This is a genomic window from Variovorax paradoxus (assembly GCF_902712855.1).
Lineage (GTDB): Bacteria > Pseudomonadota > Gammaproteobacteria > Burkholderiales > Burkholderiaceae_C > Variovorax > Variovorax paradoxus_Q.
The window spans coordinates 290,918-311,830 of record NZ_LR743508.1 but is presented as its reverse complement, the minus strand read 5'-3'; the positions used below and the strand labels follow the sequence as shown (position 1 = coordinate 311,830).

17 protein-coding genes are annotated in these 20,913 nt (G+C 66.2%); 2 read left to right on the top strand and 15 right to left on the bottom strand.

Features of this window, described 5'->3' with window-relative positions; all coding sequences use genetic code 11:
* Positions 1-3 precede the first annotated feature (3 nt).
* The 4 genes from AACL56_RS27900 to AACL56_RS27885 all read right to left on the bottom strand — a co-directional run bounded on the left by AACL56_RS27900 (position 4) and on the right by AACL56_RS27885 (position 5,073).
* Positions 4-2,037: a hybrid sensor histidine kinase/response regulator gene (locus AACL56_RS27900; RefSeq protein ID WP_339093234.1), complete on the bottom strand. Its 2,034-nt coding sequence runs from the start codon at positions 2,035-2,037 to the stop codon at positions 4-6.
* A gap of 184 nt (positions 2,038-2,221) precedes the next feature.
* Positions 2,222-3,298 carry an extracellular catalytic domain type 1 short-chain-length polyhydroxyalkanoate depolymerase gene (locus AACL56_RS27895; RefSeq protein WP_339093233.1) on the bottom strand — a complete coding sequence of 359 codons (1,077 nt, stop codon included), beginning with the start codon at positions 3,296-3,298 and terminating at the stop codon, positions 2,222-2,224.
* 21 nt (positions 3,299-3,319) lie between these two features.
* On the bottom strand, positions 3,320-3,745 hold the full coding sequence (locus tag AACL56_RS27890; RefSeq protein WP_339093232.1) for a CopG family transcriptional regulator: 426 nt from the start codon (positions 3,743-3,745) through the stop codon (positions 3,320-3,322).
* A gap of 155 nt (positions 3,746-3,900) precedes the next feature.
* On the bottom strand, positions 3,901-5,073 hold the full coding sequence (locus AACL56_RS27885; protein ID WP_339093231.1) for a PAS domain-containing sensor histidine kinase: 1,173 nt from the start codon (positions 5,071-5,073) through the stop codon (positions 3,901-3,903).
* 246 nt (positions 5,074-5,319) lie between these two features.
* On the opposite strand from AACL56_RS27885, the gene AACL56_RS27880 reads away from it, so the two are divergent.
* A complete protein-coding gene (locus AACL56_RS27880) occupies positions 5,320-6,243 on the top strand; it encodes a YihY/virulence factor BrkB family protein (protein WP_339093230.1) in 924 nt (307 codons plus the stop codon).
* 392 nt (positions 6,244-6,635) lie between these two features.
* Here AACL56_RS27880 and AACL56_RS27875 read toward each other — a convergent pair whose 3' ends face one another.
* From AACL56_RS27875 to AACL56_RS27835, 9 genes are read right to left on the bottom strand one after another with little or no spacing between them, the layout of a single operon-like run.
* Positions 6,636-7,526, bottom strand: coding sequence for an NAD(P)-dependent oxidoreductase (locus tag AACL56_RS27875; RefSeq protein WP_339093229.1), 891 nt, complete (start codon positions 7,524-7,526; stop codon positions 6,636-6,638).
* Positions 7,527-7,532: 6 nt separating this feature from the next.
* Positions 7,533-8,984, bottom strand: coding sequence for an aldehyde dehydrogenase family protein (locus tag AACL56_RS27870; protein WP_339093228.1), 1,452 nt, complete (start codon positions 8,982-8,984; stop codon positions 7,533-7,535).
* A gap of 43 nt (positions 8,985-9,027) precedes the next feature.
* Positions 9,028-10,428, bottom strand: coding sequence for an amidase (locus tag AACL56_RS27865; RefSeq protein WP_339093227.1), 1,401 nt, complete (start codon positions 10,426-10,428; stop codon positions 9,028-9,030).
* 4 nt (positions 10,429-10,432) lie between these two features.
* Positions 10,433-11,926: an ABC transporter substrate-binding protein gene (locus tag AACL56_RS27860; protein ID WP_339093226.1), complete on the bottom strand. Its 1,494-nt coding sequence runs from the start codon at positions 11,924-11,926 to the stop codon at positions 10,433-10,435.
* Positions 11,927-11,978: 52 nt separating this feature from the next.
* Positions 11,979-12,794, bottom strand: a complete 816-nt coding sequence (locus AACL56_RS27855; RefSeq protein ID WP_339093225.1) for an ATP-binding cassette domain-containing protein — start codon at positions 12,792-12,794, stop codon at positions 11,979-11,981.
* Positions 12,791-13,801, bottom strand: a complete 1,011-nt coding sequence (locus AACL56_RS27850) for an ABC transporter ATP-binding protein (protein ID WP_339093224.1) — start codon at positions 13,799-13,801, stop codon at positions 12,791-12,793. Before AACL56_RS27850 ends, AACL56_RS27855 begins: the two co-directional genes overlap by 4 nt.
* A gap of 7 nt (positions 13,802-13,808) precedes the next feature.
* The gene (locus AACL56_RS27845; protein ID WP_339093223.1) at positions 13,809-14,684 is read right to left on the bottom strand and encodes an ABC transporter permease; all 876 of its coding nucleotides are present in this window, start codon (positions 14,682-14,684) and stop codon (positions 13,809-13,811) included.
* Entirely contained in the window at positions 14,681-15,631 is a 951-nt protein-coding gene (locus AACL56_RS27840; protein ID WP_339093222.1) for an ABC transporter permease, read from the bottom strand. The genes AACL56_RS27845 and AACL56_RS27840 overlap by 4 nt, the downstream gene beginning before the upstream one ends.
* A gap of 36 nt (positions 15,632-15,667) precedes the next feature.
* On the bottom strand, positions 15,668-16,750 hold the full coding sequence (locus AACL56_RS27835; protein WP_339093221.1) for a tartrate dehydrogenase: 1,083 nt from the start codon (positions 16,748-16,750) through the stop codon (positions 15,668-15,670).
* Positions 16,751-17,098: 348 nt separating this feature from the next.
* Between AACL56_RS27835 and AACL56_RS27830 the strand changes: the two genes are divergently transcribed.
* Positions 17,099-17,956, top strand: coding sequence for an aldo/keto reductase (locus tag AACL56_RS27830; RefSeq protein ID WP_339093220.1), 858 nt, complete (start codon positions 17,099-17,101; stop codon positions 17,954-17,956).
* A 305-nt stretch (positions 17,957-18,261) separates the two neighbouring features.
* Here AACL56_RS27830 and AACL56_RS27825 read toward each other — a convergent pair whose 3' ends face one another.
* The gene (locus AACL56_RS27825; protein WP_339093219.1) at positions 18,262-19,752 is read right to left on the bottom strand and encodes a nucleobase:cation symporter-2 family protein; all 1,491 of its coding nucleotides are present in this window, start codon (positions 19,750-19,752) and stop codon (positions 18,262-18,264) included.
* 346 nt (positions 19,753-20,098) lie between these two features.
* The gene (locus tag AACL56_RS27820; RefSeq protein ID WP_339093218.1) at positions 20,099-20,878 is read right to left on the bottom strand and encodes a GntR family transcriptional regulator; all 780 of its coding nucleotides are present in this window, start codon (positions 20,876-20,878) and stop codon (positions 20,099-20,101) included.
* Positions 20,879-20,913 lie beyond the last annotated feature (35 nt).

Here is a 20,913-nt window from a genome sequence, read left to right as displayed (position 1 = left end):
CCATCAATGGGAAGACACGCGACCCAAAGCCTTGGCGACGGCTTGGAGCAACGCGCCAGGTTGCACCGGTTTGACGAGATGTGCGTCGAACCCCGCATTGCGCGTGCGCTCCTGGTCTCTGCTCGCACCCCAACCCGTCAGTGCCATGACAGCCATGCGCGGTTCCGGATGGCGCTCCCGCAAAGCCTGGACCACGGCATACCCGTCCATGCCGGGGAGCCCGAGGTCGAGCAACACGACCTCGGGCCTGAACTGGCCGGCCACTTGCAATGCGCGTGTGCCTTCGCTGGCGGCCTCCACCTGCACACCGAAGCTTTGCAACAGTGCGACCAATGCCTCGCGTCCGTCGTCGTTGTCCTCGACGACCAGCACACGCGCGCCCCTCAATGCGAGTTCAAGGCCGCCAGCCGCAGCACCGTCGAGCGTCTCGCTTGCTCGTACGTGCGCGACGCCGCCTGCCGGTGATTCGGGCAACTGTTCCGCGAGGGCGAGCTTCAGCGTGAAAGTGCTTCCACGCCCGATGCCCGGACTGCTCACCTCTACCGTGCCACCGTGCAGTTCCATCAGCTTGCGCACCAATGACAGGCCTAGTCCGAGGCCCCCCTGCGCGTGCGCTTTGGTATGCGGCAGTTGGGTGAACATCTCGAAGACTTTGCTCGCGTCCGCACGCGCCATCCCGTAGCCTGAATCGGTGATCCTGATGGTGGCCACGCTTCCTTCCACTTCGCCTTCGACAACGATGTGGCCGCCCATGGGGGTGTATTTCGCAGCGTTGGTCAGTAGATTGCCGATCACCTGGACCATTCTGGCGGGGTCGACGAAAACATCGATGCCGGGCGCAACGCGCAGCTCGACATGGTGGCCTTTCAGGTCCAGCGACGCCTGTGTTGCTTCGAGCGCACTGAAAATCAGTGAGTCGAGCGCGGCGAACTGCCGTCGCAGTTCGATCACGCCCCGGTTGATCCGCGATATGTCCAGAAGGTCGTCGATCAGCCGGGCCATGAGACTGGCTTGACGATCTATCACCGCCAGCTTCGAGGTCATCATCTCGTCGGTCTGCTGGCGCTGCGCGATGGCGACCGCGTACTTGATCGGGGCCAGGGGATTGCGCAGTTCGTGGGCCAAGGTGGCGATGAATTCATCTTTCCTGGCGTCTTGCTCCCGAAGGATGGCGGCATCGCGCGTGCGCTCGATGTGGGCCCAGCACCTGTCGACCACTTCAGAAACGATAAGGATGTCCGCGTCGGTCCACCGGCGTGGCGTTGCCTGATGCACAGCCATCATCGCCACCAGCCGTCCTTCCTTCACTAGGCCTGCGCAAATGATGGCCTTGATTCCGATCGCGTTGAACATCCGGCCGCCGCCCTCGTCACCGAGTTCGGCGTCCACGTCGTTCACGATGAGATGCAGGCCTTGGCGAAGGTTGGAAGTAGCCTGCGCGCCGAACAGCTCCAGCGAATAGACGCCCGCACTGCTGGGAACTCCATCCACCGCCCAATCATTGCGAATGGTGAAGCGATCGCTGTCGCTGTCGACGTCTGCATAGGCACACCGGGTGGCACCGAGCGCATTGCCGAGAAGGCGGGCTGTTGCAGCCATGATCTCGTCCGCGTTCTGCAGGTGACGAGTGGCCTGCCCAATGTCGTCGAGCACCCGCAGACGCTCTTCGCTCGCCTGGCGCGCAGCTTGAGCGCGCACTCTCTCGGTCGAATCGATGACAAAGCCGACCCACTGTTTCAGGACGCCGGAGTGGTGGACAGGCGCGCCATGAGCGACGACGTGTCTGTATTCGCCATCTTCGCGTTTCAGCCGGTAGTTCAAGGTCAGCGGGGTGGCTGCCTCCAAGGATTGCGTCCACCGCTGACGCACCATCGACTTGTCGTCTTCATGGACGGCTTCGAGCCAGCCCCAACCTTCGTAGTCCCTGAAATGCTGCCCGGTGAACGCTTGCCACTGCGGATTTGGCGTGTCGATGGACCCATCGGCGTTCGCGTACCACACCAGCGTGTTCTGGACCTCGGCCATGGTCGGGTTCATTGAGCTCTTCCGAAAACTAGTCAAATATGCTGCGATGCTAGCGTCGTGCCGATGCTCAAATGTGAGTGAGCGACGCGGCGAGGCGTAGGTCGCGTCATACCTGCTTCCACGCAGAGCACATGGCTTGTGGCACTGCGGATCGTTTTTTTATCGCGCCGGCCCGCATCCCGTCGGCGCGACGCGGTCACTGCGCCAGAGGACCCAGCCGGTGGGTGAGGAAGAAGCGGATCATTTCCCCGCTCGCATCCACACCGTGAGGCGCGGTGTAGCTTCCCTGCGTGCTGCCGCCTGACCATGCGTGGCCAAGCCCATGAACACGCCAATGCTCCGCATCGCCTCGACCGGGGGACGCTGCGTACAGCGTCCTGGTATAGCGAGTGCCGCCCGGCGTACGACCTTCGATGGCCTCGCACGGCTGCGCGCCTGCCAGGATGGCGATTCCGTTGCTCGCGTGGACTGTGGTGTCCGCGTCGCCATGGAAAACGATGACCGGCGGTGAAACGGATCCGGGATCGGGCAGAGGCGCCGACGCGCCTGCGCGCATGGCCGACAGCGCGCTCATCATGTCGTTGGCCGCACGGTGCGGCAGGCCCGAATGCACGCCGACGGCGGCAAAGATGTCCGGGTAGCAATTTCCGAGGACGTGCGCCATGGCGCCTCCTGCAGAAAGGCCCGCCACGTAGATGCGCGAGCGATCGGCCTGGTAGCGGACCGCAATGTCCAGTGTGAGCGCGGCCAGCACAGCCGGCTCACCCCGGCCGCGTTGTTGATGCTGGGACTTGAACCAGTTCCAGCACTTCTGTCCGTTTGCCCGCTGCGCCTGTTCGGGGTAAAGCACCAACGCGCCGCATTCGCGCGCGTGCTCGTTCATGCGCGTACCGGCCGCGAAGTCTTCCGGGTCTTGCGTGCATCCGTGCAGCATCACGATCAGCGGGCGCGGCATGGCCGACTGACTTGCCCCGCCAGCAGGCACGAAAAGCTTGTAATCGACCGTGCGCCCCTGGTGCGTGAACGAGCCTTTGGTCCACTGCTCGGCGGTGTGGGGTCCGGTCGGCTTTGCTGTTTCGACGTCGACCACGCGTGCTTCGATGTCGATCACGTCAGCCGCTGGAGACGAAAGCACCGGCACATCGGGAGAGGCGGGCTGCAGGTCGGTTCCCTGCCGCAAGGCGCGCTGTATCGCTGCGGTCGCATCGGCCAGCCGGCCGTTGCGTGTGAGGTGGGCTGCCTCTTTCATCAGCCCGGCGAAGAGTGGATTCATGTGTGGGACCTTGAGGTGGGGCTAGCGGATGCGCGCGGCCAAGGCGGTCTTGACCGCTGGCGAGGCGTGAAGTGCACCGAGTACGGTGAGTGAATCGATCGTTGCGACGGCGAGTTCAGCGGGCACGTCCGAGGCGATGACCGCGAGGCCAAGGACGCGTATCTGCAACTTTTCGCCGGTTGCGCGCACGGCCTCGAGGTCTGCAACCGAAAAGGTCTGCAGGCCCAGCACCAGCATCTTCCGGGACACGGCCTGTCGCAGCGCGTCGGAGTGCGTCGCCAGGTGGCTGCGAATGGCAGTGCGGATGAAGTCGGTACGGTTCGAGTAGAAGCCCTCGGACACGAGAAGGTCGATGTGCCCGAGGTCGACGAAGCCCATGTTGATGGTGATCTTCTCGGACTCCGGGGCGTCCGATGCGATGGCTCTCGCTGTCGTTTTGGTTGGCATGGGCCATCCTAACACCATCTGTATGGATGGTGTGAGGATGGTTTGTAAAGCGGCTTGCCCAAGCCAACCTGCAAGTTGATGGCTGCGTTACTCGTTTGCCCGTTCAAGCCAGACGCTGTCCGGCGTCTTTGCGCGCAGGATCACACGGCGCGAAATCAGGCCGCGGCGGCCGCGACGAGAGGAAGCCGCACGGTGAATTCACTGCCTTGACCCTTCCCGTCGCAGCGCACTTCCACGAATCCGCCGTGGGCGTAGACCAGGTCCTTCACCAGCGACAGCCCCACGCCGAACCCTCCACCGGACTCGTCGGGGTTTTCTTGCGTGAACAGGTCGAAGATCACAGGAAGCAGGGCCGCATCGATGCCGATTCCTGTGTCCTCCACCCTGATGACTGCGTGGCTCACTTCAACAGTGCAGCGAATCCATATCCGCCCTCTCGCCGGCGTGTACTTGATGGCGTTGTGGAGCAGGTTGAACACGATCTGATGGACGCGCTGGCGATCAGCCTGGATGAGAACAGGCGCTGGCGGCACGAGCACATCGATGGTCTGATGCTTGGCCTCGACGTCGGATTCCACCACGTTCGCAATATCGACGATCTCGGCGCCGAGGTCGAACTCCGTCCTTGAAAGGGTGAGCTTTCCTACGCCGAGCCGCACGACATCGGCCAGGTCGGCCATCATGCGCTCCACCTGTGTTACCTGCCTTGTGACCACGCTCATGGGTTTCGCCAGTTCGTCGACAACCAGCGCTTTTTTCTCCATGATCTGCGCAGCGAGACGCATCGGGCCGAGCGCGTTGCGAACCTCGTGCACGAGCCGGCCGAAGAATGCGTCGCGCGCCTGAATCTGCTGTTGCGCGCTCTGCAGTCGATTGTCGGAAGTCTCGATGCGCGCGCGAAGGTTGGTTCGATCCGCCATCACTTTCACGAACCCCACGTGCCTTCCATCTTGCTGAAGGGCGATGAGGCTTCCAGTCACCCAGATACGCGCACCGTCCTTGCGCATATGCCACCGATCGTCTTCCGAGCGCTGCGCGGAGACAGCGACCCATCGCTCCAGCAGCGGCAACCCCAGGTCTCTGTCTTCATCCACGAAGAGGACGTCGATGGCCTTGCCTACGATCTCGCCCTCGGCGTACCCGAAGAGGCCTTCGGCGGCACCTCGCCATGCGGTGATTACACCCGCGGTGTCGAGCACGACGAACGCGATGTCGGGCGCCTGTTCCCACAGCAGCGCTGCAGCCGTTTCAGGGCTGACCCCAACCGCAGGCGCAATGAAGCTTGCCGGTTGATCCGAGGGATGCGCTGCGTGGTCTGGTGGCGTCATGGCTCCATCCTAGGCTCATTGACTTGCGCGGGACAGTGCGCTTGTCCGCGGTAACGACCGCTTGCGACCCCTTGCAACGACCTGTGCCGATGATCGCTGGACGGAACTGGTCCTACGCAGCCTCGCGCCACGCACGTGCGGGCCGGCAGAGCATTGCCTTCTAAATTAGATGCAAACCATCAACTCCTGCGCCATGCCGACCTCCCTCGCTTCGCCCTCGGGCAGTCGCTTCGCGTGTTTCCGCAAATGGCCTTTGTCCTGGCAGGCAAGGTGAGTCGACTAATTGATGCCCTGAAGCGTTTGTGGCATGCCCTGTTGGGCATACCCGGGCTGCGGGTCATCGTGCGCGCCATCCAAAATTACATCGTCCACCAGAGTGGCAACCAGGCGGGGAGCCTGGCGTTCTCCGCGGTTCTGGCGATGTTCCCGCTCTTGATCCTCCTGTCCGCCGCCGCCGGCTTCTTGGGGCAGCCCGGCGATGCGGCAGCGCTCGCGAATCGGGTCATGAGCTATGCGCCGCAGGTGGTGCGCGATGCAGTGCAGCCCGTGATCAACCAGGTGCTTGCGCATCGCAACCAGACGCTTCTGACGGCTGGACTTGTCGCCACCTTGTGGGCGGCCTCGTCGGGCATGCAGGCCGTGCGCACCGCACTGAACCGCGCATACGGCGTCGAGCGCGGTTTGCCGTTCTGGAAGGCACGTATCAAGTCGACCCTGGCGACGGTGATCGTTGGCGGTGGCATCCTGGTTGCCTTCAGCTCGGTCATCATCCTGCCCTATGTCTGGCAGTTCCTTCGAGAAACGGCCGGGGTAGGGCAGGAGGCGCTCTGGCTGCAAAACAGCGTGCGTTACGGAACAGCCTTTCTGGCGTTGTTCGTGCTCTACGGGCTGTTGTACGGCTGGCTTCCTGACGTGCGGCAGAGGCTGTACACGGTGCTGCCCGGCGCATTCGTGGGAGCTGCTCTCTGGGTTGGTGCTGCGGCCACGCTGTCGTACACGCTGCGCACTGCCGGAAAGCTCGCACTCGTCTACGGGAGCTTTGCAGGCGTGGTCGCGACCCTGGTGTTTCTCTACATCAGCGCCACGACCTTGATCTATGGCGCAGAAATCAATGGCGTGTTGCGCGAGAAGGCGTCGGAGCCTGCGGGCCCGGGCATGCAGACCGCATAGCCGCCTGGCCCTGGCTTTCTGCGGTGGTCGAAGCGGACGCCGCGCTACCCGATCTCTGTCCGCCGAGACCGGGTGTGTGATCGTCATGTCGCATATCCGCAAAGCGTTCAGACATCCGTCACCGCTGGTGTGAGGCTCCACCCGCAGCAAGACGGATGGGAAACCCGAACAGCCTGGCAGGCGACGCGGCAACATCAACCTGCGTATTTGAGGGTGTGAGGGACTACAGGGGTTAGGAACCCTGTGCAAAGCGAGCCCACACGTTGTTGGATTCGCCCGCTCTTTGACCGTAGGGGGTCAATTTTCTGCGGCAATCAACACCGGCCCTTCGGTGCCCTGTGCTCACTCCCCGAACAACATCGGCGGCGCACCGGGCAAGAGCGGGCAAAGAATCAGCGCAGCGCTTCAACCAGATCGAGCACCATCCGGTCGCCACCGAACTTCTCGACCCCATGCGTCAGCAGCGCATCCACGGCCTGCGCAATGCCATGGCTGGAAGAAGACTGCTCCGCCATGTCGTTGTAGTACCCCAGGTCCTTCTTCGCATTCGCCATCGAGAACTTCAGCGAATCGGTGCTGCCCGTCAGCAGCTTGGGCTTGACGCGTTCCAGCGCCACGCCGTTGCCGCCGCCCTTGGCGAGCACGTCGACGAACACGTCGGGCTTCACGCCGGCGCGCTCCGCGCAGGCTGCAGCCTCGCACAGCAGCGCCACGGTGCCCAGCGACACGAAGTTGTGCAGCAGCTTCATCGCATGGCCGGCACCGATGCCGCCCACGTGCGTGACGTTCTCGGCGAAGCAGCGCAGCAGCGGCAGGCACGAAGCCAGCACCTGCTCGTCGCCGCCCACCAGCAGGTTCAGCCGGCCTTCGGCGGCTTCCTTGGCGGTGCGCGTCATGGGGGCGTCGATGAACTTGCCGCCCTTGGCGCTCACGGCCTCGGCCACCTTGGCGGTGGAAGCGGGAACGGCCGTGGAGCAATCGATCACCACCGTGCCGGCGCGCAGGGTGCTCAGCGCGCCCTTGTCGCCCAGCATCACGGCCTCGACCTGCGGCGTGCCGGTGACGCACAGGATCAGCACGTCGACCTGCGCGGCCAGCGCGGCCACGTCCTTCACCGACGTGGCACCGGCCTTCAGCAGGTCGTCGATCGGCTGGTTGCCCGCGTGCTCCAGCACCGTCAGCTTGTGGCCGTGCTTGACGATGTTGCTGGCAATGCCGTGGCCCATCAGGCCGACGCCGACGAGGCCGACGTTGCGCGGGGTCTGTTGTTCAGTGGTGGTCATGTGGTGTCATCCGTGCTTGATTGCGATGGTCTTGAGGGTCGTGAAGCCGAGCAGGGCCTCGAAGCCCTTCTCGCGGCCGAAGCCGCTCGATTTCACGCCGCCGAAGGGCAGCTCCACGCCGCCCGCCGCACCGTAATTGTTCACGAAGACCTGGCCGCAGTGCAGCTTGTGCGCCATGCGCAGCTGGCGGCCGCCGTCGCGCGTCCACACACCGGCCACCAGGCCGAAGTCCGTGCCGTTGGCCAGGCGCACCGCCTCGGCCTCGTCCTTGAACGGCATCACCGCCAGCACCGGGCCGAAAACCTCGCGCTGCGCGAAGTCGCTGTCGTGCGGCACGTCGCGGAACAGCACCGCCTCCTGGTAGAAGCCGGTGGACGAGGCGTTGGGCGACACCGTGCCGCGCGCCGCCACCTTCATGCCGCTGGCCTCCGCCGTCGCGACCATGTCGCGCACCTGGCGGAACTGCTTCTCGTTGATGAGCGGACCCATGTCCAGGTCTTCCGCCGGGGTGCCCGCCTTCACGGCCATGAAGCGCTTGGCGAGCCGCTGCACCACCTCTTCGTAGATCGACTGTTCCACCAGCACGCGGCTGCCGGCCGAGCAGGTCTGCCCGGCGTTCTGGATGATGGCGTTGACCAGCACCGGCTCGGCCGCGTCCAGGTCGGCGTCGGCGAAAACGATCTGCGGCGACTTGCCGCCCAGCTCCAGCGTCACCGGGCAGTGGCGCTCGGCCGCGGCCAGGCCCACGCTGCGCCCGGTCATGGTCGAGCCGGTGAACGAGATGTGGTCGATGCCGGGGTGCGCGCACAGCGCTGCGCCGGCTTCCTTGCCGTAGCCGGTCACCACGTTGAGCGCGCCCGCCGGGAAGCCCACTTCCGTGGCGATCTCGGCCAGCCGCAGCAGCGAGAGGCTGGCGTCTTCGGCCGGCTTCACCACGCAGGCGTTGCCCGCGGCCAGCGCGGCGCCCACGCTGCGCCCGGCGATCTGCATCGGGTAGTTCCAGGGCACGATGTGGCCCGTCACACCGTGCGGGTTGCGCACCGTCAGCACGGTGTAGCCGCGCTCGTAGGGCAGGGTGTCGCCGTGCAGCTTGTCGCAGGCGCCGGCGTAGTACTCCATGTAGCGCGCCAGCGCGGTGGCGTCGTTGCGCGCCACGCGCAGCGCCTTGCCGGTGTCGCGCGCCTCGAGCTGGGCCAGCTCTTCGTGGTGCTCCATGACGGCCGCGCCGAGCTTGGCGAGCAGCCGGCCGCGCTGCAGCGCGGTCATCGCGCCCCAGGGGCCGTCGAAGTTGTCGCCGATGGCCTGGCGCGCGGCGCGCACGGCGGTGTCGATGTCGGCGGCCGTGCCGCGCGCGATCTCGCCGAATTTCTGGCCGTCGCTCGGATCGATCACGTCGATGGTGGCGTTGCCTTCGGACGGCACGCGGCGGCCGTCGATGTAGTGGGATGCGTTGGTCATGTGCGTTGTCTCCTTGCGAACGGCGTCATTGGACGCCGACCTGTCATTTCGGTTCCGGCCAGGGTCTTTGCGCTTCGCGGATCTGCTCGAACGCGCGGCTGAACTGCAGCACGCCCAGGTCGTCGAAGCGCCGTCCCGCGATCTGAAGGCCGATGGGCAGGCCCTCGGCCGAGTAGCCGCAGTTGATCGACGCGGCGGGCTGCTCCGACATGTTGTACGGTACCGTGAAGCCGATGTGCTCCAGCGGGCGCATCGGGTCGTTGGTGGGCGAGGCGTGGTCAGCGGGCGCGGGCAGGTTCGGCGACACCGGCGAGAGCACGAAGTCGTAGGCCTTGGTGGCCGCCACCGTGGCGATGCGCGTGGCGATGAACTGGCTGTAGGCGTCGAAGATGTGCGCGCCCGAGAAGCCGGACGCGCTCTCGGCCCACGCGCGGATGTACGGCAGGATCTTCGCGCGCTGCGCTTCGGTCATGGCCTGCATGTCCAGGCACGAGCGCATGCGCCAGAAATGGTCCATGCCCTGCAGCATCTGCGGCGTCATGAAGGCGCCGATTTCCTCCACCTGCGCGCCGGCCGCCTCGATGCGCTTCGCGGCTCGGCGGACGGCCTCGCCGATCTGCGGATCGAGCGGGAGGCCGCAGCCTGCGTCCATGTGCAGCGCCACGCGCTTGCCCTTGATGAACGACGGGTCGACCTCGAAGGCGTTCCAGTCGATGGAGGGCGCGGGCAGTTCGGAGTAGTCGCGGTCGTCGGGCTGGGCCACCGAGGCCATCATCAGCGCGGAATCGGCCACGGTGCGCGTCATCGGGCCGGCGCAGCGGCCCATGTAGGGCGAGCTCAGCGGAATGCGGCCGAAGCTGGGCTTCAGCGTGTAGATGCCGCACCAGCTCGCCGGCAGGCGCAGCGAGCCGCCGATGTCGGTACCCACGTGCAGCGGGCCGTAGCCGCCTGCGGCGGCCGAGCCCGCTCCCGAGCTGGAGCCGCCGGGCGTGCGCGACAGGTCCCACGGGTTGCGCGAGAGTTCGTGAAAGCTCGACAGCCCCGACGACAGCATGCCCAGGTCGGGCATGGTGGTCTTGGCAACCATCACCGCGCCGTCTTCCTTCAGGCGCGCGGCGGGCGGCGAGTCGTACGTCATCGGCACCAGCTCGTAGGCGGCGGTGCCCAGCGGCATCGGATCGCCCTCGGTCGCGAGGTTGTCCTTGATGGTCACCGGCACGCCGTCGAGCGTGCCGCGCGGCTTGCCGGCCAGCCAGCGGGCCTCGGAGGCCTTCGCCTGTTCGAGCGCCAGTTCGGGGCGGAACAGCCAGGTGGCGTGCAGCTCGGGCTCGTAGGCGGCAATGCGATCGTTGACCGAGCGCGCCACTTCCACCGGCGACAGTTCCTTGGCGGCGTAGGCGGCGTGCAGTTCCTGCACACCCAGTGCGTAGAGTGGCTTGCTCATGGCTTCAACCCCAGGAGATGGCGGCCAGGTCGTTCACCACGATCGGCATGCTCGGCCACAGGCCCTTGACTTCCTTGCGCGCGATCGTCGGAAACACCGCCTGGTACAGGAAGCCGTTGACCGCGTCGTTGGCCAGCTGGCGCTGCGCCTCGGCCAGCAGGTCGGCGCGGCGCTTCTTGTTCTCCTCGCCCTGGATGGTGACGAACAGGTCGCGGAACTTCTTCGAGTCGTAGCCCCAGTAGTAGTCCGTCTCCGTGTACTTCACCAGGTCGAACGGCTCCACATGCGCGACCATCGTCAGGTCGAAGTCGTGCGCGCCGCCGAAGGTGCCGCTGAGCCACTGCGCCCACTCGACGTTCTGGATCTTCACGTTGATGCCGATCTGCGCGAGCTGCGCCGCGATGACCTCGCCGCCCTGGCGTGCGTACGAGGGCGGGGGCAGCTGCAGGCGCAATTCGAGCGGCGTCTTCACGCCGGCCTCGGCCAGCAGCTTCTTCGCCTTCTCGATGTCGAAGGGGTTGATGCTGGTGGTGTCCACGAAGCCGGGCGCGCCCATGGCGTAGTGGCTGCCGATGGGCTTGCCGAAGCCGTCGGCCGCGCCCTGGATGATGGCGTTGCGGTCGATGGCCGCCAGGATGGCGCGGCGCACGCGCACGTCGTCCAGCGGCTTCTTGCGGTTGTTGATGGTCAGGATCACCTTGCCGCGCGTGCCCACCTCGATCACCTGGAAGCGCGAGTTGCCCTTGAACTGGCTCACCGAGCGCGTGCCCGCGCGCGGGAAGATGTCAATGTCGTTCGACAGCAGCGCGGCGGTCTGCGCGGCCGTGTCGGACATGAAGCGGAAGACGAACTTCTCGATCTTCGCCAGGCCCGGGTCGCGGTACGTGGCCGACTTCACGAGCGTGCACGAGGCGCCGCGCTGCCAGGCGCTGAGCTTGTACGGGCCGGTGCCCACCGGCGCGGTTGCATTGGTGTCGGCGCTCTTGGGCTCGACCAGGCAGGCGGTCGACTGGCCCAGCATGAAGGGCAGGTCGGGGTTGGGCAGCGTGCTGTTCACGCCCACCGTGTGCTCGTCGAGCACCACGGTGCCGATCTCGCTGAAGAAGCGCTTGTCCTTGTTGGTGCTCTTGGCGCCACCGGCGCGGTCGAACGAGAACTTCACCACCGAGGCGTTGAAAGGCTCGCCGTTCTGGAAGCGCACGTTCTTGCGCAGCTTGAATACGAAGGTCTTCATGTCGGGCGACGACGACCAGCTCTCGGCCAGCATCGGCGTGACCGAGCCGTCCGCATTCACCTTGGTGAGCGTCTCGAAGATGTTGTATTGCGTGATTTCCGCGATGGCCGATGCGGCGCCTGTCGTCGGGTCCAGGCCCGGCGGTTCGAGCGGCATGCCGATCGTCAGCGTGTTCTTGCCGGCCTGGGCGCGGGCCTGGGGCAGGAAGACACCCGGGATTGCCGCCGCCATGGCGGAAGTCATGAGTGTGCGTCGCTTCAACATTCGATTGTTCCCTGGAGGTTGGTGAAAGAAGATTGGAAAGAGGTGCGCCCGTCTAGCGGGAAGGCGTGTGCAGGACCGCGGAGAGCAGCGTGCGCGTGTACTCGTGCTGCGCATGCGCGAAGAGGTCGGCCGGGCGGCCCCGCTCCACGATGCGGCCCTTGAAGACCACGCAGACTTCGTCGCACAGGTGGTTGACCACCGCGAGGTCGTGGCTGATGAGCAGGTAGCTCACGCCGAACTGCTGCTGCAGGTCCTGCATGAGGTTGAGCACCTGCGCCTGCACCGACACGTCGAGTGCGCTCACCGGCTCGTCGGCCACGATGAGCTTGGGGCGCGTGATGAGCGCGCGCGCGATGGCGATGCGCTGGCGCTGGCCGCCCGAGAACTCGTGCGGATACTTGTCCATGTCGGTGGTGCGCAGGCCCACTGCGGCGAGCGCCTCGGACGCGCGCTCGCGCTGCTCGGCGCGGCTGGTCTCGGCCAGTGCCTCCAGCGGCTCGGCCACGATGCGCGCGACGGTCTGGCGCGGATCGAGCGAGCCGTAGGGGTCCTGGAACACCATCTGGAAGTCGCGCCGCGCGGTGCGCAGCTCGGACTTCGAGAGCGCATGCAGGTCGCGGCCCTCGAGCGAGACGGTGCCCGAGGTGGGCGTGTCGAGCGCCATCACGAGACGCGCGATGGTCGACTTGCCCGAGCCCGATTCGCCGACGATGCCCACGCTCTGGCCGGCCTGTACCTCGAAGCTCACGCCGTTGAGGGCCTTCACGGTGGGCGGCGGACCGAAGAGTTTCTCGCGCGGCAGCGCGTAGTGGCGATACAGGTTGTTCACGGCCAGCAGGGGCTGACCGGCGGTGGTGGGCTGGCTCATGCGGAGACGACCGGCACTGCGGTCGTGCGGGTGTTCAAGGCGGCGATCTCGGCGAGGCGCAGGCAGCGCACCGTGTGGTCGTTCGGAAGCATCGTGGCCTGCGGGCGGGTGCTGTGGCACAGGTCGATGGTGTGGGCGCAGCGGCCCGCGAAGGCGCAGCCGCGCGGCATGTCGACCAGCTCCGGCACGCTGCCGCGGATGGTCGGCAGGCGGCCGGCACGCACCGCGCCGATGGCGGGCCGCGCTGCGAACAGGCCGCGCGTGTAAGGGTGGGCACGGCCGGCGAAGACGGTCTCGGTCGGGCCGCTCTCCACCGCGCTGCCGCCGTACATCACGAGCATGCGCTGCACGCTGTTGGCGATCACGCCGAGGTCGTGCGAGATCAGGATCAGCGCCATGCCCATTTCCTTGACGAGGCCCTGGATCAGGTCGAGCACCTGCTTCTGGATGGTCACGTCGAGCGCGGTGGTGGGCTCGTCGGCAATCAGCAGGTCGGGGCCGCAGGCGAGCGCCATGGCAATGCCGATGCGCTGGCGCTGGCCGCCGGAGAACTGGTGCGGATACGCGTCGAGCCGCGAGGCCGCATCGGGAATACCCACGCGCTCGAGCAGTTCCAGCGCTTCCTTGCGGGCCTGCGCCTTGGTCAGGCCGCGGTGCAGCCGCAGCGGCTCGCCCACCTGCCGCGCGATGGTGTGCACCGGATTCAGCGCCGTCATCGGCTCCTGGAAGATCATGCCGATGCGGTTGCCGCGCACCTCGCACATCTGCTTCTCGGGCAGGCCGACGAGTTCCTGGCCGTCGAGCTTGATGCTGCCCGAGACCTTGGCGCTCGAGGGCAGCAGGCCCATGAGCGACATCACGGTGATCGATTTGCCGCAGCCCGATTCGCCGACGATGCCCAGCGTTTCGCCGCGTTCCAGCGAGAACGAGATGCCGCGCACGGCCTGTGCCGGGCCGCGCTGGGTCTGCAGGCCGATCTGGAGGTTGTTGACTTCGAGGAGGGGCATCGTGTTCTCAGCGTGCACGCGCCAGGCGCGGGTCGAGCAGGTCGCGCAGGCCATCGCCCAGCAGGTTCAGGCCCAGCACCGCCAGCGCGATGGCCATGCCGGGGAAGACGGCCAGCAGCGGCTGCTGGAACATGAGCGTCTGCGCCTCGCTGAGCATGCGGCCCCACGAAGGCTGCGGCGGCTGCGTGCCCAAGCCAAGGTAGGAGAGGGCGGCCTCGGCCAGGATGGCGATGGCGAAGCGGATGGTGATCTGCACGATCAGCACGGCCGAGATGTTCGGCAGCACATGCTGCATGGTGATGGCGAACGAACCCTTGCCGCAGGCGCGAGAGGCGGCCACGTACTCGCGCGACCAGATCGCGTTGGCCGACGCGCGCGTGATGCGTGCGAACGTGGGAATGTTGTAGATGCCGATGGCCACGATGGCATTCACGATGCCGGCGCCGAACACCGCAGTCATCATGATGGCCGAGAGAATCGCGGGAAATGCGAGCGTGAAGTCCGACAGCCGCATGACGGCTTCCTCGACCCAGCCGCGCCTGGCGGCGGCCAGCAGGCCCAGCGCGGTGCCCACCACGAGGCCGATGCCCACGGCGATCACACCCACCAGGATCGATGCGCGCGCGCCCACGAGCAGCAGCGACGCCACATCGCGTCCGAAGGCGTCGGTGCCGAGCCAGTGCGACGCCGAGGGCGCCTGCATCTTGTTGGCCATGTCCATCGCGTAGGGCGACCAGGGCGTCCACACGAAGGACACCAGCGCCGCCAGCAGCAGCAGGGCGGCGAGCACCCCTCCGATGACGAAGCTGCGGTGCTTCACCGCACGTTGCCAGAAACCGGGGAGCTTGAGCGCCGCAGCGCTCGGAGCCATGATCGCGTTCATATGTCGCTGGCCTTGATGCGCGGGTCGATCACGGCATACAGCACGTCGACCACGAAGTTCACGATGACCACCATGGCCGCCAGCAGCATCACGCAGTTGCGCACCACGATCAGGTCGCGGTTGCTGATGGCCTGGAAGATGAGGCGGCCCAGCCCTGGCAGGTAGAACACGTTCTCCACCACGATGGTGCCGGCCAGCAGCTCGGAGAACTGCATGCCCATGACCGTGATGACCGGAATCATCGCGTTGCGCAGCACGTGGGTCCACAGCACCATGCGCTGCGACACGCCCTTGGCGCGCGCGGTGCGAACGAAGTCCTCGCGCATCACCTCGAGCACCGCCGAGCGCGTGATGCGCGCGAGGATCGCGGCCTGCACCACGGCCAGCGACAGGGCCGGCAGCAGCAGCGACTTGATGCCCGCGAAGACGCCGTCGCCCCAGCCCTCGAAGCCGCCGGCGGAGAACCACTGCAGCTGCACCGAGAACACCAGGATCAGAAGGATCGCGAACCAGAAGTTCGGAATGGCGATGCCGACCTGGGCCATGCCCATCAGCCCGACGTCGCCGAGCTTGTTGTGGCGCGCCGCGGCCGTCACGCCGACCAGCAGCGCGATGACGACGGTGAGCGCCATCGCCATCATGGCCAGGGGTACGGTGAGCGCGAGGCGCTCCAGGATCAGGTCGAGCACCGGCGAGCTGTAGGCGTAGCTGTCGCCGAGGTTGCCGGTGAGCAGGCCGCCGATCCAGTGCCAGTAGCGCGTCCAGGCGGGCAGGTCGAGGCCGAGCTTGGTGGCCAGCGCCGCCACGGCTTCGGGCGAGGCGTCGGGGCCCATGAGCATCTGCGCGGCGTTGCCGGGCAGGATCTCCAGGACGAGAAACACGATGATCGACGCGCCGACCAGCGTGCCGATCAGCGTCAGCGTGCGCTTCAGAAGGAACAGGCCCATCTCAGTCTCCCGGGCCGCGAAGGGAGGGGCGGGACGTCATGCGGAGATGCAGTCGGCAATCGCGCGGCCCACGTCCACCGTGTTGGCCGTGCCGCCCATGTCGCGGGTGCGCGGGCCTTCGCTCAGCACCGTCTCGATGGCCGAGACCACGGCGGCCGAAGCCTCCGCGTACACGGGGTCGTTGTTGCCGAGGTGGTCGAGCATCAGCGCGGCCGACCAGATCTGGCCGATCGGGTTGGCGATGCCCTTGCCCGCGATGTCGGGCGCGGAACCGTGCACCGGCTCGAACAGCGAAGGGAACTTGCGCTCCGGGTTCAGGTTGGCCGAGGGCGCGATGCCGATCGTGCCGGTGCAGGCCGGGCCCAGGTCCGACAGGATGTCGCCGAACAGGTTGGAGGCCACCACCACGTCGAACCAGTCGGGATGCTGCACGAAGTGCGCGCACAGGATGTCGATGTGGAACTTGTTCGTTGCCACGTCGGGGTAGCGCTTGGCGATCTCGGCCAGGCGCTCGTCCCAATAGGGCATGGTGATCGAGATGCCGTTCGACTTGGTGGCGGCCGTCAGGCTCTTGCGCTTGCGGCGGTTGGCGAGCGTGAACGCGTAGTCGATGATGCGGTCCACGCCGGTGCGGGTGAACACCGCTTCCTGGATGGCCATCTCGCGCGGTGTGCCTTCGAACAGGCGGCCGCCCACCGAGGTGTATTCGCCTTCGGTGTTCTCGCGCACCACCAGGAAGTCGATGTCGCCGGGCTTGCGGTGCGCCAGCGGGCCGGGCACGCCGGGCATCAGGCGCACGGGGCGCAGGTTGACGTACTGATCGAAGTCGCGGCGGATCTTGATGAGCAGGCCCCACACGGCGATGTGGTCGGGCACCTTGTCGGGTGCACCCACCGCGCCGAAGTAGATGGCGTCATGACCCTGGATCTTGTCGGCCCAGTCGGCCGGCATCATCAGGCCGGTGCGCACGTAGTGGTCGGAACCCCAGTCGAAATGGTCGTAGGAGAAGTCGATGCCGAAGCGGCGTCCGACCGCGTCGAGCACGCGCAAACCTTCGGGCATGACCTCGACGCCGATGCCGTCTCCGGGAATGACGGCAATCCTGTGCTTTTTCTGCATTGACTCAACCTGTTGTTCAAAAATCGTTTCGGTGTGGCGCCTGCACTCGTGACGCAAGTGCCTCACAAAAATTCTAGGAGCACGAGCCGTGCCACGGGTCGGGGTTGGCACCCACTCAGTGTTGACAAAATCAGAAGGCGGCGCGCGACCATTTCGCTAGGTCGCACACTGATTTTGTTGTCATGGAAGTGCCTTCGACTTCAGGAAATTAGAAGGCTGGAGGCGGCGGGCGGTGATCCTGATGTCGCGTGAAGTGCCGCCGTTTCATGACGGCTTGCGAAGCCTGTCTCCGGCGGCCGACCGGCCGATGGGGGTTGCGTGTGCACTGGCCGTCCGTACCATGGTCCGATGCGAACACTCCAACTCCCCACCGGCGGCGAGATGCCGGTAATCGGCCTGGGCACTTGGCGCATGGGTGAAGACGAACGCAGCCGCGCGGCCGAGGTGAAAGCGGTGCGCGAAGCCATCGCGCTCGGCTACCGGCTCTTCGACACTGCGGAGATGTACGGTGAAGGCGGCGCGGAAACCGTGCTCGGCCAGGCCATCGGGGAGGCGCTGCGTTCGGGCGACGTGCGGCGCGAGGCACTGTTCGTCGTCAGCAAGGTCTATCCGCACAACGCCAGCCGGCGCGGCACGCGCGAGGCGTGCGAACGCAGCCTGCAGCGGCTCGGGCTGGAGACCATCGACCTCTACCTGCTGCATTGGCGCGGCAACCATCCGCTGCACGACACCGTGGCAGCCATGCAGTCGCTGGTGGCCGACGGGCGCATTGCGCACTGGGGCGTGAGCAACTTCGACACCGACGACATGGAGGAGCTCATGCAGTGCGTGGGCAACGGCCCGCCTTGCGCGGCGAACCAGGTCTACCTGTCGCTCGGCGAGCGGGGTCCGGAGTTCAGCCTGCTGCCGTGGCAGTGCGAACGCGGCATCCCGCTGATGGCCTACAGCCCCATCGACCAAGGCGCGCTGGCCCACGACCACGGATTGGCCGAGCTTGCCCGCCAACTGGGCGTGACCGCCGCACAACTCGCACTCGCCGCAGTGATCGCACGGCCCGGCGTCGTGGCGATCCCGAAGGCGGTGCGCAGCGCACACCTGAAGGAGAACCTCGCCGCCGCCGCCCTGCAACTCGATGCGACGACCCTGGCCGAACTGGATCGCCTGCATTCGCTGCCGACGCGAAAGATGCCCCTCGCGATGATCTGAAAACGGAATCTTTCGTGAAGCACCGAGGAACCGGCTCGGGCCTCAGATATTGCCCCTAGAGGGGAAGGCGAAGCGGACACGAAGTGCGCGAAGCCTGGGGCGAGTCCAGAAACACCGAGGAACCGGCTTTGCCGGGCCTCCGGTGTTGCCCCCGGTAGGGGGAAGGAGAAGCGACACGAAGTGCGCGCATCCTGGGGGCGAGCTCAGGAACACCGAGGAACCGGCTCTGCCGGGCCTCAGGTGTTGCCCCCGGTAGGGGGAAGGAGAAGCGACACGAAGTGCGCGCATCCTGGGGGCGAGCTCATCTAATGCGCCTCGGCCTGCTTGGCCGCCGCGATCACCGCCTGCTCGTCGTGCTTTGCACCGTTCAGGAACAGATTCAGCAGCACCGCGGTGATCGACGCGAGCAGGATGCCCGATTCGATCAGCGAGTGGATCGCATGCGGCATCCATTGCTTGAAGTTCGGTGCGATCAGCGGAATCATGCCGATGCCGATCGACACCGCGACGATCATCGCGTTGTGGCGGTTGGTCTTGAAGTCCACACCCGAGAGGATGCGGATGCCGGTGGCAGCCACCATGCCGAACATCACGAGACCTGCGCCGCCGAGCACCACGGTGGGCAGCGATTCGATCAGCGCCGCCATCTTCGGCAGCAGGCCCAGAACGATCAGGATGAGGCCGCCGGCGACGCACACGTAGCGGCTCTTGATGCCGGTAACGGCCACCAGGCCCACGTTCTGCGAGAAGCTGGTGTACGGAAAGGTGTTGAAGACACCGCCGATGAGCGTGCCCAGTCCGTCGGTGCGCAGGCCGCGCGCCAGGTCTTTCTGGGTGATGCGGCGGTCGGTCATCTCGCCGAGCGCGAGGAACATGCCGGTCGATTCGATCATCACCACGATCATGATGAGCGTCATCGTGAGGATCAGGATCGGATCGAACTGCGGCATGCCGAAATGGAACGGCAGCACGATGTCGACCCATGCGGCCTTGCCCACCTTCTCGTAGGTCATGAGGCCGGTGATGGACGCGACCACCGCGCCGATCACGATGCCCAGCAGCACCGAGATGTTGGCGACAAAGCCTCTGGCGTACTTCACGATCAGCAGGATCGATGCCAGCACCAGTGCCGCCACGGCGAAGCCGGAAAGGTCGGCGTACTTGGGGTTGGGCACGGTCGGCATGATCGCAAAGCCCTTGGGCACGGCGGGGATGGAGCTTCCCGGCGAGGTGACCTCGGCCAGCCATTTCGCATACACCGGATCGACCAGCGCGGGTGCCGTGGGGCCCACGGGATTGCCGAAGATCCAGTTGATGCCCACGCGCATCAGGCTGATTCCGATGACCGCGATGATGGTGCCGGTGACCACCGGTGGGAAGAAGCGCAGCATGCGGCTCACGAGCGGCGCGATCAGTATCGACACCACGCCCGCGCCGATGATCGAGCCGAAGAGCAACTGCGCGCCGTTCTGCCCTGGGTTGGCGTTGGCGATGGCGACCATCGGTGCGACCGATGCGAAGGTCACACCCATCATCACCGGCAGCTTGATGCCGAAGAACTGCGTGGCGCCCAGCGCTTGGATCAGCGTGGCGATGCCGCAGCAGAAAAGGTCCGCGGAGATCAGCAGGGCGACCTCGTCGGGCGACAGCTTGAGCGCGCGCCCGACGATCAGGGGCACCGCGACGGCGCCCGCGTACATCACCAGCACATGCTGAAGTCCGAGGGCCGCGAGCTTGCCCGAGGGCAAACGTTGGTCCACGGGATGGACTTTGGAGAGGGTGTTGTCGGCCGTCATCGTTGAGCTCCTGCTGCGGCGTGAAGGGAGGCAGGCGGCACGGCTTAGCATGCGCACACCCCGTTTGTGTACGCGAAACTGTATACAATTAATGCGACAATCCGGACTCAGGAAAACCCGTATCAGGCCAGAGGCCTTGTAACGAATTCCCGCTCGGCTGCAACGGCTGCAACGGCTGCAACGGCTGCAACGGCTGTGCGTGGCGCGGAGAAGGTGCTCCCGCTGGTCGATCCATCGTTGCGAAGAGGGCTCCGGACGATGGTCACAAAAAGGCTTGGCCAGCCCGAACAGCCTCTCCCGTTTCCTGCAATCCGCCGCCATGGCGGCGGCGCTGCGGAGCGTGCCGTCAGGCCAGCAGCGCCTTCACGAGGTCGAGCTGCCGGTCGGGCCTGCCGGTGCCGAGCTCGAGGCTGGCTTCGATGCGTTCGAGGTGCTCGATCATGCTCGTCACCGCGGCTTCCGCATCGCCGGTGCGGCACAGGCGAAGGAATTCCGAGTGCTCGTCCGACGAGCAGTGCGGATCGTTCGACGAGTGATAAAGCATCGCGATCAGCGAGCTGCGCGCCACGAGTTCCCGCACCAGTTCGGCGAGCGTGCCGTTGCCCGTGGCTTCGGCCAGCGCGACGTGGAAGTCGCCCAAGAGCTTCTCGCGCGCGGTGCCCATCGTCGTGGCCTGGCGCAGCGTGGTGCGCTCGAACTTGATGTGCTGCTCGAGCACCTGGTAGTCGCGCGGCCTTGCCCTGGCGATGAAGAGGCGCACCACTTCGCTTTCGAGGATGCGGCGCACCGCGAACACTTCGCGCGCTTCCTCCACGCTGGGTTGGCTCACGAACGCGCCCTTGTCGGGAATCATCTCGATGAGCTTGTCCTTCGACAGCATCAGGAGCGCAGCGCGCACCTTGGTGCGGCTCACCGAATAGACACGGCCCAGCGCTTCCTCGCGCAGCCAGGTGCCGGGAGGAAGCCGCTTCTCGACGATGGCGGTGGCGATGTCCTGGGCGATGCTCTCGATGGAGCTGCCCTTGTCGAGCTTGTCGGTGGAAGAGCCTTCTTCGGCCGTGAGCGAAGCCGCGGCATCGGCTGGCGCGGCGGGAGACTTGGCAGTGGTGGAGCGGGCGCGGGGCATCGGTGGATTGTCGCTTGGCCAACGCACGTGCCGCG

Coding starts and splice junctions, on each gene's coding strand:
- AACL56_RS27900 (WP_339093234.1), bottom strand. CDS start 2,037: ATGAACCCGACCATGGCCGAGGTCCAGAACACGCTGGTGTGGTACGCG.
- AACL56_RS27895 (WP_339093233.1), bottom strand. CDS start 3,298: ATGAATCCACTCTTCGCCGGGCTGATGAAAGAGGCAGCCCACCTCACA.
- AACL56_RS27890 (WP_339093232.1), bottom strand. CDS start 3,745: ATGCCAACCAAAACGACAGCGAGAGCCATCGCATCGGACGCCCCGGAG.
- AACL56_RS27885 (WP_339093231.1), bottom strand. CDS start 5,073: ATGACGCCACCAGACCACGCAGCGCATCCCTCGGATCAACCGGCAAGC.
- AACL56_RS27880 (WP_339093230.1), top strand. CDS start 5,320: ATGGCCTTTGTCCTGGCAGGCAAGGTGAGTCGACTAATTGATGCCCTG.
- AACL56_RS27875 (WP_339093229.1), bottom strand. CDS start 7,526: ATGACCACCACTGAACAACAGACCCCGCGCAACGTCGGCCTCGTCGGC.
- AACL56_RS27870 (WP_339093228.1), bottom strand. CDS start 8,984: ATGACCAACGCATCCCACTACATCGACGGCCGCCGCGTGCCGTCCGAA.
- AACL56_RS27865 (WP_339093227.1), bottom strand. CDS start 10,428: ATGAGCAAGCCACTCTACGCACTGGGTGTGCAGGAACTGCACGCCGCC.
- AACL56_RS27860 (WP_339093226.1), bottom strand. CDS start 11,926: ATGTTGAAGCGACGCACACTCATGACTTCCGCCATGGCGGCGGCAATC.
- AACL56_RS27855 (WP_339093225.1), bottom strand. CDS start 12,794: ATGAGCCAGCCCACCACCGCCGGTCAGCCCCTGCTGGCCGTGAACAAC.
- AACL56_RS27850 (WP_339093224.1), bottom strand. CDS start 13,801: ATGCCCCTCCTCGAAGTCAACAACCTCCAGATCGGCCTGCAGACCCAG.
- AACL56_RS27845 (WP_339093223.1), bottom strand. CDS start 14,684: ATGAACGCGATCATGGCTCCGAGCGCTGCGGCGCTCAAGCTCCCCGGT.
- AACL56_RS27840 (WP_339093222.1), bottom strand. CDS start 15,631: ATGGGCCTGTTCCTTCTGAAGCGCACGCTGACGCTGATCGGCACGCTG.
- AACL56_RS27835 (WP_339093221.1), bottom strand. CDS start 16,750: ATGCAGAAAAAGCACAGGATTGCCGTCATTCCCGGAGACGGCATCGGC.
- AACL56_RS27830 (WP_339093220.1), top strand. CDS start 17,099: ATGCGAACACTCCAACTCCCCACCGGCGGCGAGATGCCGGTAATCGGC.
- AACL56_RS27825 (WP_339093219.1), bottom strand. CDS start 19,752: ATGACGGCCGACAACACCCTCTCCAAAGTCCATCCCGTGGACCAACGT.
- AACL56_RS27820 (WP_339093218.1), bottom strand. CDS start 20,878: ATGCCCCGCGCCCGCTCCACCACTGCCAAGTCTCCCGCCGCGCCAGCC.